Source organism: Pseudomonas sp. LAP_36 (assembly GCF_019456785.1).
Lineage (GTDB): Bacteria > Pseudomonadota > Gammaproteobacteria > Pseudomonadales > Pseudomonadaceae > Aquipseudomonas > Aquipseudomonas tritici.
The window spans coordinates 191,471-204,445 of sequence record NZ_JAHZMS010000003.1 but is presented as its reverse complement, the minus strand read 5'-3'; the positions used below and the strand labels follow the sequence as shown (position 1 = coordinate 204,445).

Genomic DNA, 12,975 nt, shown 5'->3' with positions numbered 1-12,975 from the left:
AATCCCGAACCGAAGGGTTGATAACCAAGGATATTGTCAGCGGACATTTGGCGTTAGATGGAGCTACTTGAGAAGTATATGAATACAGTCGGCCAGGTCGAACGTAAGACCCAAGAACGCGTGGTTTCGCTGTTCCAGCACACCCTCGGCTACGAGTATCTAGGTGACTGGGCGGATCGCGCTGGGAACGCCAACATCGAGCAAGAGCTGCTCCGCATCTGGCTAACCAGGCGGGGGGTAGACGTCACGCTGATTACCCGGGCCTTGTTCGAGCTGACCAAGGTAGCTGCCGATGCCAGCAAGAGTCTGTATGACTGCAATAAGGCGGTGTATGAACTTCTCCGTTACGGCGTGCGAGTCAAACCTGAGGTGGGCGAAAACACCCAAACGGTTTGGTTAATCGACTGGGAAAATGCAGAGAACAATCACTTCGCGCTAGCTGAGGAAGTGACAGTTATGGGGGCAAACGCTAAGTCCAGCAGCAAGCGCCCTGATATCGTGCTGTACATTAATGGTATTGCCTTAGCTGTGCTGGAGTTGAAGCGTTCACGAACTGCGGTCAATCAGGGAATTCGTCAGAACCTTGATAACCAGAAGCCTGAATTCATCCAGCCGTTCTTTTCCAGCATGCAGTTGGTGATGGCGGGTAATGACACTCAAGGAATGCGCTACGGCACCATCCAGACAGGAGAGAAGTATTTCCTGACTTGGAAGGAAGACAGCCCAGTTGAGAACCTCCTAGACCGCCAGCTGCAGCAGATGTGCAGTAAAAGCCGTTTATTGGAATTGATACACGACTATGTGGTGTACGACAGTGGCGTGAAAAAACTCTGCCGCCAAAATCAGTATTTCGGTGTGCGTGCCGCCCAGCATTACTTGCGCCGTCGCGAGGGTGGGATCATCTGGCACACCCAAGGCAGTGGTAAGTCACTGACCATGGTCTGGTTGGCCAAGTGGATAAGGGAAAACATTCAGGACTCTCGGGTACTGATCATCACCGACCGTACCGAACTGGACGAGCAAATCGAGAAAGTCTTTACCGGGGTCAATGAGCAAATATACCGCAGCCAGAGCGGCGCTGACCTGATCGCTAAGCTAAACCAGCCGGCACCCTGGCTGTTGTGTTCGTTGGTGCATAAGTTCGGTAGCCGCGAAGAGGACGAGTCAGGTAACCCAGATATCAAAGGTTTCCTTGAAGAGCTGCGTAAGAACCTGCCGGCTGACTTTCGCGCCAAGGGCGATATCTATGTGTTCGTCGATGAGTGCCACCGTACCCAGTCTGGGGAACTGCACAAGGCGATGAAGATGATTCTGCCCAACGCGCTGTTTGTCGGCTTCACCGGCACGCCGCTGCTCAAGGCGGACAAGCAAAAGAGCATTGAGGTGTTTGGCGGTTACATTCACACCTATAAGTTTGATGAGGCCGTTAAGGATGGCGTGGTGCTCGACTTGCGCTACGAAGCCCGTGACATCGACCAGAACATCACCTCGCAGAAAAAGATCGATCAGTGGTTTGAGGCCAAAACCAAGGGCCTGAATGACTTGGCCAAGGCCCAACTGAAGCAGCGCTGGGGCACACTGCAAAAAGTGCTGTCGAGCCAGTCGCGCCTGGAGAAAATCGTCGCCGACATCATGCTCGACCTGGCAACCCGTGATCGCTTAGCGAATGGGCGAGGTAACGCGATGCTGGTCACTAGCAGCATCTTCGAGGCATGCAAGTGCTACGAGCTATTCGCCAAGGCCGGCATGGCCGATACCTGCGCCATAGTCACCAGCTACAAGCCATCGCCAGCCGACATTAAGGGCGAGGCTACTGGCGAAGGGCTGACCGAGAAACTGCGTAAATACAACATCTACAACCAGATGCTGAATGGTAAAGATCCAGAAGTTTTCGAAAAAGAGGTCAAGCAGAAGTTCATCAAGGAGCCAGGGCAGATGCGTCTGCTGATTGTGGTCGATAAGCTCCTGACTGGCTTTGATGCCCCTTCAGCCACCTACCTATACATCGACAAGCAAATGCGCGACCACGGCCTGTTTCAAGCCATCTGCCGGGTCAACCGCCTCGATGGTGAAGACAAGCAATATGGATACATAGTCGACTACAAAGATTTGTTCAAACAGCTAGAAAACTCCATCGACGACTACACCAGTGGTGCGCTGGATGGCTTCGATAAATCCGATGTCGCTGGCCTGCTGGAAGACCGCCTCAGTAATGCACGTGACGACCTTGAGGATGCGCGCGAGACGATCAAGGCGCTGTGCGAGCCAGTTGATCAGCCACGAGATACTCCGGCTTATTTGCGCTACTTTTGCGGAACCGAATCAGGCAACGCCGAGCAACTCAAAGCCAATGAGCCGCGCCGGCTGAACCTGTACAAGATGACCGCCACCTTGATTCGCTGCTTTGCCGCTGTCGCCAACGAGCTGGAAGAGGCGGGCTACAGCGCCAAGGAAATCGCCGAGATTAAAAACGAAGTTGATTATTACAACATGGTGCGTGACGAGGTTAAGGTTGCCAGCGGTGACTACATCGACCTCAAGGCTTATGAGCCTGACATGCGCTTTTTGATCGACACCTACATCCGTGCTGAAGAAAGCGAGATCATCTCGGCATTCAACGATTTATCGTTGATCCAGCTCATCGTCGAGCGCGGCGTTGATGCGGTAGATGCGCTGCCTCAGGGAATTCGCGGTAGCGAGGAGGCTGTGGCAGAGACCATCGAGAATAACGTGCGTAAGCTGATTATCGATGAGTCGCCAATCAACCCGAAGTATTACGAGACGATGTCGTCGTTGCTGGATGCGTTGATCGCCAAGCGCAAAGAAGACGCCATCAGCTACCAGCAGTATCTACAGGAGGTTGTTGAGCTGACAAAACAGGCGAAGAACCCAAGCAGTACCAATAGCTATCCATCAACCATGAACACTGGGGCTCGCCAGGCGCTGTACGATAATCTGAATAAAAATGCCGGATTGGCAATGGCAGTCGATTACGCTGTGCTTGCGAACCGTCAGGATGATTGGCGCAACAACCCCTTCAAGGTGCGCAAGGTGCGCCTGGCGATTAAAGAGGTGCTCGATGCTGCCAGCCACGAAACTGGAGAGCTTGCCGGCGAGTGCCAGGTGAGCGCAACTAATCAGGCCTTGGATAAACTTCTAGACCTAGTAACGAGCCAACGTGACTACTGACAGCCACAGCCACAGCCACAGCATCACCGTCAGCGGACTGAGCGTCGAGGTGGTGCGTAAGAACATCAAAAACCTGCATCTGGGCGTTTATCCTCCCTTGGGCCGAGTGCGCGTGGCAGCCCCATTGGCCGTCAGCGACGACGCTGTGCGCTTGGCTGTAGTGGGCAAACTCGGCTGGATCAAACGCCAGCGCGCGAAGTTTGAAGCACAGCCACGACAATCTCAAAGACGTATGGTTAGCGGCGAAAGCCATTACTTTATGGGCCAGCGTTATCGTCTGCGTGTGGTCGAAGGCAGCATACCTATGCGTGTCGTTTTGCGGGGCAAGGCCGCGCTGGATCTGTTCGTGCGCCCGGAGAGCAACACGGAGCGGCGCGAAGAACTCCTGCAAGCCTTCTACCGCGCCGAGCTGAAAAAGCTAATCCCTACGTTGCTAGATAAATGGCAGCCGATTTTGGGGGTTGAGGCGAACGCTTGGGGCATCAAGAAGATGAAAACTAAGTGGGGAACCTGCAACATCGCTGCCCGCCGTGTCTGGCTCAACCTGGAGCTGGCCAAAAAGCCGATCCAGTGCTTGGAATACATTCTCGTCCACGAGCTGCTGCACCTAATTGAACGTCACCATAATGACCGTTTTCGCAGCTTGATGGATCAGTATTTGCCGCAATGGCAGGCGCATCGAGATGAGTTGAATAGGTCGTTGCTGGCTGAAGAACGCTGGGATTATTAAAATCAGCTACCTTTCCGCACCACCTGATTCTGACACTGCAGCTTTTAGCGTTGAAAGGCCTCGGAAAGTAGGACAGCCCCTTGTAGAGCATCGGCACAAGCCTCTGCTTACTGCGCTAATTAATTTTGAATGAGCCCACGCTGCTTCATCCGCTCGAGCAGAGCTGCAGGGTGGATTCGATAGACACCATCGGTGACACGAATGGTGATCTTGCGGTAAGTCGGAGTATTTGCGCTGCTGATTTCAGAGTTGGACAAAAACGTACCACTGCTACCTAACGGCAACTCCGAAAAGAACTTCATGAACTCCTGGCGAGTAACCTTCAGCCCCGTGCCCAGCAGGCCGTCGATGCAAGCATCAAGTAAGCGATCTGCTAGCGAAAGATCGGTCGAGATGGCCATATTATTCTCCAGTAGTAGGTAAGCGGCGGTAGACGGCCTTGTTACTGCTATTTCTCGAAACCCATTCGGCCAACCCAGACTGGGCTGCCTGTTTGCGGAACGTCTTGCCAAAGGATTTACGGTCTCCGGAGGACATCGACTGCCAGATATCTACGGGTATTACATCCTCGACCAAAAACTCCTCGCCCTCGACAACTTTCGCAACCTCTTTCAAGGTGACCTGGACAGCGTGTACGAGGTCGACGGCCTCGGTTTCTGGCTGATCCAAGGCTGCCGCAAGCAACATATTCAACACCTCTTCTGTTGTGGTGTTATTGCTGCTGCTCCGTTCAATCAGGGCCACCAAAAGATCATCACGGATTTCAATCATCACCTTCATGAGTTCACTCCTTTCAAATGCTTTTTCAGGGAGCAAGAATGACCTAGTGCCATTCAGAAGTCAAACCATTACACAGGAGAGTAAAGGTTTTTATTTTTAGGCCGTTTTCACTCTTGATCGCCATCGTCTTACCCTCATGGAATAGCGACGGGCGATAGGGCAAATGAATGTCTCCTACGGGCTCGTTTGGGCCGGCCATGGGGCCATGCTTCTGCTACAGTAAGTGCGGAGACAGATGGTGCTGACCACTAGACAGCCGCAGAAACTGTCGAAGGCTCGCACGCCCATTACCGCGCTGAAATGTTGCGAGCACGTACCTGGAGTTTTCGGTCGTCATCACCCAAAACCTGCCTTCATGCTCGACTTTGACCACATCAGAAGTGCGGATCAAATGGCCGTCGCCGAACCGCCCATACTGGTCTTTTCGCTTGTGGCCAAAAACCACGCCGATGCCAGCACGAGCCTTTATGGATACTCCGCAGAGATAGGCTGTTATAGGTTTGTCGAAGCCTTGCGCTTGTGCTTTTAGGATTCGTGCGAGATCGAAATCGGTATGCCGTTTTCCATGCAGATTTACATCAATTGTGTTCAGCATAATTGCGTTCCTTTCGCAGTCCGTATGGCGTTACCAGGAAGTCTTCACGGAACCATCTGTGCTGGTATCGTGCAGGATTCTTGGTAAATCTCAGGCTGTACGAATCATGTTCGCGTGATAGATCGGACGAAGGTTGCTCAGCACATCAGTGTTGAAGCCCGGTTGGTGAGAGCTGTGATATTTGGAGCCTGTCTCGACCTCCAGCAGGCAGACAACACACTCGTGTTGGTCTTCGCCAAGCGTCACCTTGGTCAGTTTCTCCATCCGCCAAGCTCCCGTGCCATTCATGTGGGCGGGAGTGACTACTTGTACCTCTGTAATGATCGTCTCAGCGTCTTGGGCAATCAGCAGTTGCTGAAGCCGTGGTTCGCTGTCGATCATCAGAACCGCCTCTGAAGTTCTGTCCTCGTACTTAGCCTGGACAGTTACGTGATACCAGTGATTACGAAGCACTTTGGATACCTGATGCCATTGGTATTGACCCTCACCGAACATGCCCGGTAGGCCCAGCATGTCGGCGTCGTGTGTTCTAAACATCGTATGTCCTTGGCCTGAAGGGGCTCCGATATAGAGCGCAGGTTAGAAGAGGGAGAAAACGTCTTTCAGGCTTGCGAGCTGTTCATGACCAGGGCCAATCAATACGTAAACAGAGCTTCTGGTCTCGAACGCAACCCCGTCGTGGAAACCGATACACATGCTTGAACGAACCCAATCGCCGCGTTCGAAACGGCCTTGGCTGTCCTCTGCCACGTTGTGAGCAAATAGGATCATCGGTAGCTGGCCCGCTGCATGGCATTTGAAGAGTTCGTCGCGGGTGACTTCAATGCGAAATATTGTCCAGTCTCGAACCAAGCAGTAAGGCTTTTCGGGAAAACGTTGGTTCGCCAGCGCTCGTGCATCAGAGCTGCTCGACAGGCCTTCCAGTGGTGTACGTGGCCCCTTCATAAAGTCGGGTTCTTCGATGCTAGCCATACGGCTTCCTTTTTCATTAATAACCAGGAAATTGACAATTCAATCTCTGGACTTGTCGCTCGTCTTGGCCTGAATTTCCCGATCCAGCGCACCCTTTGCGCAGCTCTGCCTGAGGAAGCGCCGGCATCGAAATCATGCCGAGAATTAAAACCAGTCATAATGAGGATGATAAGGCGTGTTATGACGGAGCGCAATGTGGCTTTATCCTCGATTTGCTGGAGGGAAATCGATGGAGGCAGCAGAAGCGCTAGCTGTGGTGGTACGAGCAGTGCGCAGAGGACAAGGTCTGTCTCAGGAGGACTTGAACAGCATTGACCGATCCCATCTCAGTCGGATTGAGCGGGGAGAAGTAAGCATCACCATTGATATGCTGGTAAGACTGGCATCCATCTTGGAGCTTGATGCGGCTGCGTTGATTCTCATGGCGACCTCCTTGCAGGCGAGTGAGCCGTTTGGAGACGGTCTAAGACGTGTTTCGAGGCAATTGAACAGGATCAGAAAGGACGGCATTGATATCGAGATTGAGTCGTTAGCACGGACTGGGAAGTTGTTTCCTGGTAGACCCTCCAGATCTGGGGCGGCACATAAGACGATAGAGGCTCAACGACTGCGGAAAGAAGGAGTGCCTGTTGTCGAGATCGCTGAAGCATTAGAACTCTCTGAAGCCACTGTCCGTAGATATTTGAAAACAACGGTTCCTACACAGGAGTGACTTCTCCAAAAATTGTGTTGCGTCACTCGATCTATAGTCCAGCGACCGGCGCTAAGGTGCAGATTTATTGTCCTTTTTCTTTCATCGCCCGGGCAAAAGATCATCAAACTCACGATTTGCTTTTTGGTTTCGGTCTTTCTACGTAATCGGCAGGTTTGCTGCGAACCAGAGGAGGATTAAGATCTTTGCAAATTTGGATATTTTTATTGAGATCCTTTCTCTGTTTTCTTTTCAAATACCAAAATTTTCCGAGCGAATCTTTGGCAAACAAGTCTTTTATTTTATAATCGTACTCCATAATAGGAGTTGGACAGACAATGAATTCAGAGGGCTCCAGCTTCTTCGGCAATGTATCGCCATCCAAAAATTTAACAACCTTTTTTTCACGGTCTTCAAAAAGCAGTCCGCCCGAAACTATCCATATTGGTTTTTCGCCTCTGTTAGTTATGCAAAGATAAATTAAATGTGTATTCTCATTTTTCGTGATTAGATTGGTATCAATAACAACCTTGCGTCTGTTTAAAAAAGGTTGATAGAACAGGGCGACTATAACTGCCAGAAACGTAGATATAGCGCTAATGGCATTCCAGTCAATCTTCGATAATTCAAAAGACATATATATCTCCATGGATAAATTTGACAAAAAAATGATTAGCGGACGGTTGGATCATGCTCGTCAAACATCCATTGATATTGGTCGCATCGTTCACATGATGTTCCGTGCTCGGCTTCGTGCGGCTCGAGAATAGTATGGCAGTGCTCACACCGCTTATATTCAGGTTTGGTTTCACACCAGTGACAAATGTCGTGATGGCTGTGGAACATGTGCACAAAACATACGGGACATTCTTCCACAATCTGCTCTGTATCAAAGGCAGATTCATATTTGAGCAGGAATTCCGCTTCCAACACGGCGAGCATACCGGCCCGGTGATGACAGACTAAGCACTCATACCTGAATTCAGGCGTATCAACAGGAAGACTCGCTGCAGCATCTTCTTCAAAAGGCTGCAGAAGAGGAGACCCACAACTCCCGCACTGGCAGCCTTTAAGAAATTTCAGGGCGTTGGTGGGCAAACCTATTTTTTTCCATTCAGCTCGTGCCCTCAGTCTGTTTTTTTCGAAGAAGTCGTGTGTTTGGAGCATAGTTTCCCAGGCTTTTCCTAAAAGTGCGCCTGGGCTGTCGAATAACTCGCTACTTATGAAGTTCTGAAGAAGTGGGAAAAGAGCTGCTAGGAATTTTTGTATTTCACTTGTTTGGTGAGTAGGATGGAGATGCTCGAGGTTATTGCGGCAGTCTCTCAGCGTTTTAACCACCTCCCAATCATGCTCTACATTTAAACTATCTAGTCGAGCGTGGATCGCGTCGGTATCGATTGAGCGAGGATTTTTCTGTTCGAAAATGGGACGCCATTCGATCCCGCCTTCCTCAGTCAAGTAAGGGAGTATGACTTTAGGCTCATAAAGGAGCTGCTCGGCCTCCTCCGGAGTTTTCGCGAGGGACGCAAGCTTGTATTTGAACAGCAAAATGACACCGGCGAATAGGTTGCGCGATGATGAAATGGCTCTGGTCGTGTCTCCGCCTGGTGCTGTACTGACCGCGTAGTCTTCAACTCCTAGTTGTATTGAGAAAATGGCGTTCTGAAGGATTTTGCCAAGCTCAAACTGCTGCCGCTTATTTGCAGACATCACGATTCTCCATTCCGAACACATTCAAGCGGCTTCTATGCTGCCTAAAATGATTGTATGTGCGATTGCCTACAATCTGATAGGCGCTTTTTCTGCGGCAGCTGAGGCTGCCGGACTTTGAGCTCGGGAGACGAGGTTTTTTGCAGAACTTCCGCGACCCAGAATCGACGCATGGGGCGGTCGTGGACAGTTTCACTATCGGCATCCCTAAAAAAGCGACCAGATTCGGGCTTGGGGTAGTGGAAAGAGCCTTCAGGGTTGTCACCACAGCCCAACTCCGCGAGTGGCTCCTACGTGCGGGCCTTCCAGTTCATACTTAGCTCCACCTGATTGGCCAATATAGAATACTGATCCATGCGCCTTCTCAGGGTAGCCCTTTCTTCGGATTGCTTTAGGTGAACATGCTGGCGATGATACGGGCATCAAGGAGAGCGTGATGCGGAAGCGGAACCCCGTCACTTGAGGCATCTAGTGTGGTTGCGTCGGTGGGGTAATTCCGAACGTTCCTTGGCCACTTACCATTGTCATATGCAAGTTCGGTGAAAAGCTCCCAATCGTACTGTGGAGCGTCTGTGACAATCACCAGAGCTTCGTCAAACGACGCTAGGAACTCGAGCAGCGCTGACCTTGCCTCAATGGTGGGTCGTACATAGCTACCGCCCCACAGCTGCGGAAGCACGATTTCCTTTACGAAATCACTGCAGTCTTCTTCTTTCCAAGCATCGAGCAATTCCAAGTAGAATTCGCGCCCATCCTCAGCCACCAATGCGAGTGATATCAGCTTCGCAGCCGCTGAGAGCTTGGTAAACTCGCAATCAAGAAAGACCCTCACCTTGTTAGAACTCCGTAATGACTAGGGCTCGCCTGGATATGGCGCAGGAAGGCCAGCTGTGGGAGATAGCTCTTGAACATCTTGGCTCAGACGGACTGCTTCAGGTGGTTGTAAATATGTGGAGTCACGCCGCGCCTCCGCCCAAACCTGTCGTTGAGCACTTGTCCACGAAACAGGTGAGCCCAGAAGTCCTAGATATACTGAAAATTGCCCAAGAGCGAGTCAGTGCCTTCGTTGCTGATCGGATACCGGTTCCTGGCACAGTGACGCTATACGCTCGTCACGCCAGTGACCTAGCGGGCGGGCTCATCACGCTATTACCGAAGGCGCAGCTTTCGCGAGCCTGGAGAGGTTCCTGTCTAGAAATAGACTTGGGTATCTGAAGTCTGATCATGCTCCACAGCGTACCTTGGCGTAGCCACCCCTGTAGAATTTGTTGAGCTAATTGCTTCTCCATTGAGATGTTTTATGAACGCTGATTTAACTGAAGAAGAAATGCGTCGCGCCTTGTTTGGTGAGGCTCAGCAGGAAGTGCAGGTTTCTGCTCCTCCGGTGCAGGAGCCTACGCCAGAGGTTGTTTTTACCAAGTCGATAGCAACTCCCGCAGACAAGAAAAAAGCAGAGAAAGTGTTTACGCCCAGGCTGCGGGTCACGCTTCGGGTTGGTAACGAGTTTGAAGGGAAAATGGTCGAGTTGATTCACGAGGCTGATACGTTGAGCTCGTTGCTTGCTGAGCAAGAGGCTGTGAAGGCGGCTAGGAAGAAATACAAGTATGTTGAGGTCGTATCGGTTAAATCGATGTAGACGCGCCAACTGATCTGGTTGAGCGAAGGGTCGGCCAGTACCTGGATCATAGATCAAACATCTTGCCTGGCCAAAGGGGCCTTCAGATCGCTCGCATGCAGCTGCTCTTGATGCCATTGGCGCTGATGCTATAGGATCAGACCAGGAGATGGCATTCCTCCTTTAACCGCCTTCGTGCTGATGATGCCTACGTGAACCCTGGACAGGGCGCGTAGGTGTGCGTCCCTGTCCTCCAATTTAGGACAGGCTATGATCTTACCCTTCGAGTTTCCCTTTTCTTTCAGCGCGAGCCGCTTGCCAGTTAGTCCACCCAGGTCTGATGAGGAGGACTCACCGTGCTGAAGTCATTAATCGTCATCGCCGTTGGCGCGTCACTTGGAGCCTGGTTGCGCTGGCTATTGGGCATGAAGCTGAATGCTCTTTTCCCGACGATCCCGCCAGGTACTGTGGTCGCGAACATGGTTGGGGGTTACATCATTGGCCTGGCCATCGCATTCTTGGCCGCATCTCCGACCCTAAGCCCTGAGTGGCGTCTCCTAATCATCACGGGTTTCTGTGGTGGCCTTACTACCTTCTCTACATTTTCAGCCGAAACGGTTGCCTTGATTCAGGAAGGCAGACTGCTCTGGGCGCTCGGCTCAATTTCGTTGCACGTCGTAGGTTCGTTAGCGATGACCGCTGCCGGACTTCTGTCCTACCAAATGATTGGTACTCGCTGAGGAGATAGAAATGAAAGGTTTTATGGTCGCTTTCTTTACTCAACAAAACCGTCGCTATCAGGGAAAGATGCTAGGCGAATGGATCGTCGACGTGGCTAAAGAAATGGGGTTACGCGGCGCCACGCTCTGCACTGGAATCGAAGGGTTTGGGCACACCGGAAAACTGCATTCATCGCATTTTTTTGAGCTGGCGGATCAACCCACGGAGATTCGCTTGGCAATCACGGAAGATGAGGCAGAACGGTTATTCACACGACTGGACTCCGAGGAAATATCGGTGTTTTTCACTAAGACGCCAATCGAGATGGGCACTCTTGGAAAAACGCCTTCCAGCGCAGACCCTTCCAAAACTTCGGAGCTATGAACATGAGCTACACGGATATTCCAGCTGGTAACGCCATCCCCGATGACTTTTTCACCGTTGTCGAGATTCCTGCAAACCACTCGCCGATCAAGTACGAGGTGGACAAGCCAAGTGGGCAGATCTTCGTCGACCGCTTCCTCAGCACACCGATGTTCTATCCGGCCAACTATGGGTTTATCCCGAATACGCTGAGCGACGATGGTGATCCGCTGGACGTCCTGGTGGTTTGCCCTTATCCCGTCTCACCTGGCGTTGTCATCCGCAGTCGCCCGGTTGGTGTGATGTACATGACTGACGAAGCCGGAGCCGATGCCAAGGTGATCGCAGTGCCTCATGAAAAACTCAGCTCGATGTACATCGACGTAAAGGAGTGCTCAGACCTCCCTGCGTTACTTCTCGCACAGATTCAGCATTTCTTCGAAAACTACAAGGCATTGGAGCCGGGTAAGTGGGTGAAGATGGGCCGTTGGGGAAGCGCGAATGAAGCGCGGGAAGAGATTCGCAAGTCGGTAGCGGCGTACGTACCAAAGTAGGTTTACGCCAGGTATGAAATACCTCTGTCGGAAGGTGGAGCTCAGGGGCATGTGATTTTCCCCTCGGTTGCTCCGATCATCAATTGCCCGGAGAAGGGCTACAAAATTCCCCAGACGCGTGCGGACATCAATGAGTTTCTTGAAAAAGCGTCAGGCATTGTTGTTCCACTACTGGAACGGGTCAAAAAGGCTCGAGAGGTGTATCGGCTGAGTAGTCGAGGAGAATATGACATCGTGACGGCAGCCAACCTGACTGAGCTAGCCAAGCTGCTAGCTGCGCTCGAGGCGTTTGCAGATGACTGAACTCAGTCATTGTGACGAACCTCAGCAGGCTGCATTGATCCAGGATGAAATCCTAGAGATCTTGAAAGAAGCCAAGGTGCTTGCTCGTAGATTCTATAGCTTGACCGGCAAGCCGCTGGGCGTGACAGGCGAGGTCGCAGAGTACGAAGCTGCTACTAGACTCGGCCTGTTACTACATCCTGCAAGGCAGGCAGGTTACGACGCTACAGAGACGCTGGAAGATGGCGTCGCGAGAATCCAGATCAAGGGGCGATGTATCCTGAACCCGCAAAAGATTACGGGCCGTATGGGTGCAATTGATCTACGACAACCCTTCGATACTGTGCTCTTGGTGCTGCTTGATTCTGAGTTCAACGCATTTGCAATGTACGAAGCGAGTCGTGCCAAGGTAGAGGCAGCACTGACCCTGCCTGGCTCGAAAGCCAGAAATGAACGGGGAGCTCTGGCGATTAGGCAATTCATGTCGATAGCTACCTTACGCTGGTCTCGCCATGAAGCCAGCGAATCCGAGAGTCAACTACCCTCCTAGAATCGAACGCTGGTGGTACGTTGCTCTGAGATACCTATTTAATGTCCCCAATACGGCACATTAACCATAATTTTTAGGCTTAATGGCCGTATTTGGGTACATTATGCTGAGCAACGGAACGCGACAATGATGGCTATAGCCCCTACCTCAGCCAGACTGTCTTCTGTTGTGTAAGAAAACCCATGATAGTTTCCGGCATAGTTTCTAAATATCCGTGTAGTAAC

Annotated in this window: 17 protein-coding genes and 1 riboswitch; of the genes, 9 read left to right on the top strand and 8 right to left on the bottom strand. The window is 51.6% G+C overall.

Annotated features, from left to right (window positions below):
• Positions 1 to 78: 78 nt before the first annotated feature.
• A complete protein-coding gene (locus JBO08_RS12005) occupies positions 79 to 3,189 on the top strand; it encodes a type I restriction endonuclease subunit R (protein ID WP_220074719.1) in 3,111 nt (1,036 codons plus the stop codon).
• The gene (locus JBO08_RS12000) at positions 3,179 to 3,919 is read left to right on the top strand and encodes a M48 family metallopeptidase (RefSeq protein WP_220074720.1); all 741 of its coding nucleotides are present in this window, start codon (positions 3,179 to 3,181) and stop codon (positions 3,917 to 3,919) included. The genes JBO08_RS12005 and JBO08_RS12000 overlap by 11 nt, the downstream gene beginning before the upstream one ends.
• A 119-nt stretch (positions 3,920 to 4,038) precedes the next feature.
• On the opposite strand, the gene JBO08_RS11995 is transcribed toward JBO08_RS12000, so the two are convergent.
• From JBO08_RS11995 to JBO08_RS11975, 5 genes are all read right to left on the bottom strand, one after another.
• A complete protein-coding gene (locus JBO08_RS11995; RefSeq protein ID WP_220074721.1) occupies positions 4,039 to 4,320 on the bottom strand; it encodes a hypothetical protein in 282 nt (93 codons plus the stop codon).
• A 1-nt stretch (position 4,321) separates the two neighbouring features.
• Entirely contained in the window at positions 4,322 to 4,699 is a 378-nt protein-coding gene (locus JBO08_RS11990; protein WP_220074722.1) for a DUF1413 domain-containing protein, read from the bottom strand.
• Between the two features lie 214 nt (positions 4,700 to 4,913).
• A complete protein-coding gene (locus tag JBO08_RS11985; RefSeq protein WP_220074723.1) occupies positions 4,914 to 5,294 on the bottom strand; it encodes a hypothetical protein in 381 nt (126 codons plus the stop codon).
• 90 nt (positions 5,295 to 5,384) lie between these two features.
• The gene (locus JBO08_RS11980) at positions 5,385 to 5,675 is read right to left on the bottom strand and encodes a hypothetical protein (protein ID WP_258407107.1); all 291 of its coding nucleotides are present in this window, start codon (positions 5,673 to 5,675) and stop codon (positions 5,385 to 5,387) included.
• 198 nt (positions 5,676 to 5,873) lie between these two features.
• Positions 5,874 to 6,266, bottom strand: coding sequence for a DUF6957 family protein (locus tag JBO08_RS11975; RefSeq protein ID WP_258407108.1), 393 nt, complete (start codon positions 6,264 to 6,266; stop codon positions 5,874 to 5,876).
• Positions 6,267 to 6,459: 193 nt separating this feature from the next.
• Here JBO08_RS11975 and JBO08_RS11970 point away from each other — a divergent pair, with 193 nt between their 5' ends.
• Positions 6,460 to 6,978, top strand: a complete 519-nt coding sequence (locus JBO08_RS11970; protein ID WP_309304403.1) for a transcriptional regulator — start codon at positions 6,460 to 6,462, stop codon at positions 6,976 to 6,978.
• Between the two features lie 109 nt (positions 6,979 to 7,087).
• Here JBO08_RS11970 and JBO08_RS11965 read toward each other — a convergent pair whose 3' ends face one another.
• The 3 genes from JBO08_RS11965 to JBO08_RS11955 form a co-directional block, all read right to left on the bottom strand.
• Positions 7,088 to 7,594: a hypothetical protein gene (locus JBO08_RS11965; protein WP_220074726.1), complete on the bottom strand. Its 507-nt coding sequence runs from the start codon at positions 7,592 to 7,594 to the stop codon at positions 7,088 to 7,090.
• A gap of 35 nt (positions 7,595 to 7,629) precedes the next feature.
• The gene (locus tag JBO08_RS11960) at positions 7,630 to 8,667 is read right to left on the bottom strand and encodes a hypothetical protein (RefSeq protein ID WP_220074727.1); all 1,038 of its coding nucleotides are present in this window, start codon (positions 8,665 to 8,667) and stop codon (positions 7,630 to 7,632) included.
• Between the two features lie 391 nt (positions 8,668 to 9,058).
• Positions 9,059 to 9,499 (bottom strand): 3'-5' exoribonuclease, encoded by a 441-nt coding sequence (locus tag JBO08_RS11955; protein ID WP_220074728.1) that lies wholly within the window; start codon positions 9,497 to 9,499, stop codon positions 9,059 to 9,061.
• A gap of 468 nt (positions 9,500 to 9,967) precedes the next feature.
• Here JBO08_RS11955 and JBO08_RS11950 point away from each other — a divergent pair, with 468 nt between their 5' ends.
• From JBO08_RS11950 to JBO08_RS11925, 6 genes are all read left to right on the top strand, one after another.
• Entirely contained in the window at positions 9,968 to 10,303 is a 336-nt protein-coding gene (locus JBO08_RS11950) for a hypothetical protein (protein ID WP_220074729.1), read from the top strand.
• A 135-nt stretch (positions 10,304 to 10,438) separates the two neighbouring features.
• Positions 10,439 to 10,500: riboswitch (Fluoride riboswitch) on the top strand.
• 138 nt (positions 10,501 to 10,638) lie between these two features.
• Positions 10,639 to 11,022 carry a fluoride efflux transporter CrcB gene (gene crcB, locus JBO08_RS11945; protein WP_055135309.1) on the top strand — a complete coding sequence of 128 codons (384 nt, stop codon included), beginning with the start codon at positions 10,639 to 10,641 and terminating at the stop codon, positions 11,020 to 11,022.
• A 10-nt stretch (positions 11,023 to 11,032) separates the two neighbouring features.
• The gene (locus JBO08_RS11940; protein WP_220074730.1) at positions 11,033 to 11,386 is read left to right on the top strand and encodes a DUF190 domain-containing protein; all 354 of its coding nucleotides are present in this window, start codon (positions 11,033 to 11,035) and stop codon (positions 11,384 to 11,386) included.
• A gap of 2 nt (positions 11,387 to 11,388) precedes the next feature.
• The gene (ppa, locus tag JBO08_RS11935; RefSeq protein WP_220074731.1) at positions 11,389 to 11,919 is read left to right on the top strand and encodes an inorganic diphosphatase; all 531 of its coding nucleotides are present in this window, start codon (positions 11,389 to 11,391) and stop codon (positions 11,917 to 11,919) included.
• A gap of 51 nt (positions 11,920 to 11,970) precedes the next feature.
• Complete coding sequence (locus tag JBO08_RS11930) at positions 11,971 to 12,222, top strand: hypothetical protein (protein ID WP_258407109.1); 252 nt, start codon at positions 11,971 to 11,973, stop codon at positions 12,220 to 12,222.
• Positions 12,215 to 12,751, top strand: a complete 537-nt coding sequence (locus JBO08_RS11925; RefSeq protein ID WP_220074732.1) for a hypothetical protein — start codon at positions 12,215 to 12,217, stop codon at positions 12,749 to 12,751. Before JBO08_RS11930 ends, JBO08_RS11925 begins: the two co-directional genes overlap by 8 nt.
• Positions 12,752 to 12,975 lie beyond the last annotated feature (224 nt).